This window comes from Candidatus Obscuribacterales bacterium, assembly GCA_036703605.1.
In the GTDB taxonomy this organism is placed as follows: domain Bacteria; phylum Cyanobacteriota; class Cyanobacteriia; order RECH01; family RECH01; genus RECH01.
This window is the reverse complement of sequence record DATNRH010001001.1, coordinates 1-1,723: the sequence shown is the minus strand read 5'-3', so window position 1 is coordinate 1,723 and position 1,723 is coordinate 1. Positions and strand designations below refer to the sequence as shown.

Genomic DNA, 1,723 nt, shown 5'->3' with positions numbered 1-1,723 from the left:
ACCAACTCAGCGGCCAACCTTAAGCTTGCCTCCTACAGGTCAATCAGTTTCACCAAGTCAGAATCCCACCATCAGTAGTAGTCCGACCTTGAGCTTGGCACCTACTGGTCAATCAGATGCACCCAGCCAGAATCCCACCACCAGTATTAGTCCGACTTTGAGCTTGACGCCTACTGGTCAATCAGATGTACCCAGCCAGAGCCCTACACTCAGCGCCAACCCAACTGTTAGTCTGTCGCCAACTGGTCAATCAGCTGCACCTACCCGCAGTGCCAGCCCAACTACTAGTGTGTCCCCAACTCGTGGGTCGGAAGCTCCGAGTCAGACACCTACCCTCAACCCGACTACTAGTCTATCACCATCTGGTGGGTCCGAAGAACCAACGGCTTCCAAGTCGCCTTCTCAATCCCCAACATTCAGTATTGCACCGACAGTTGTTTCCGTGGAACCAACGACTTCCGTGTCCCCAACTGCCATACCAAGCAGCAGTCCTCAGCCTTCGACTGTACCAACCAACCAGCCCACGGGTGGGGCCACCTCGGAAGTTCCTTCCGCGTCTCCCACCACGAGCACAAACCCCACCGCTTCTAAGTCTCCTTCCCAAGTTCCAACAATGAGTGTTGCACCAACAGCGGTCTCCCTAGCACCAACCTCATCATCCAATGAGCCAACTGCTTCGATATTTCCGACTATGGTACCAACCAGTAGCCCTCAACCCTCCAGTGTTCCAACCAACCAGCCAACTCCAGCGCAAGGACCTTCGACGTCTCCCACAGTCAGTACATCGCCCACAGTCAGTGAGCGACCCACTGAAATCTCACAACCTCCGACGGGGAGCCAAGGCCCCACTATCGAGTCGGCGTCTCCAACCCAATCCATCGTTCCTACGACCTCCATTTCCCCGAGCGCAGTTCCCACGACTAGTGCACCCACTAATTCGGGGGCCCCGACAGTGGTACCGACGCAGTCCCCTACCGGCAGTGCCGTTCCAACCGTTTCCCCGGGCCCCAGTAATGCGCCATCTCCGACTCCGACGGGATCTTTGGCGCCGAGCCCATCACCAACGTTAAGTCTGGAACCGACTACGTCTCCAATGCCGTCGGCTCTGCCCACACAATCTATTGCCCCCACGACCACGCAGGTTCCCTCGACCACTCCCACACGTACAGTCAATCCCTCGTCGGAGCCTTCGTTCGTGCCCTCAGTGGAACCCGATGCTTCTCCGGCCTCCGCCACTGCCGTCGCACAGAGTGCCGAAGCTCCGCCCGAAACGGGAGTGTTTCACATTATTGCCAAGCTACTACGACGCGTTCGACACCAGGATGGGTAACAAAAGGAAGCAAGGGCAACCCACCCGAAAATCCAATAAGACAGAGCCATTTCATTTGTCCGCCATATTGAGCCCATATGGTCATCATCATGTTTGTACTATGTGAGCGTGAATACTACGACTCCATTTAAACTAAAAAATGTACGTTTAGAGCAAAACAAAAAGCGTCATCAAAGGACTAATGAAAGCTGTTGTACCGACATTCAGGCGAAACGTGCCATTGCATGAAGGATTCGTAGGCAGTGCTACTTCTATGACATACCCACCTATTATTTTGAAAACATTTGGAAGATTGCACAGCTCCCCCAAGTGCTACCAATAGTCTTAGATAGGAACTACTCCTACGCGAGATTAAGTATTGCATGGCACCGTAGCCGTGTCGATCACCGCTCA

1 protein-coding gene is annotated in these 1,723 nt (G+C 54.0%); it reads left to right on the top strand.

Annotated features, from left to right (window positions below; translation table 11 throughout):
• Positions 1-1,195: 1,195 nt before the first annotated feature.
• Positions 1,196-1,330, top strand: coding sequence for a hypothetical protein (locus tag V6D20_20510; GenBank protein HEY9818162.1), 135 nt, complete (start codon positions 1,196-1,198; stop codon positions 1,328-1,330).
• Positions 1,331-1,723 lie beyond the last annotated feature (393 nt).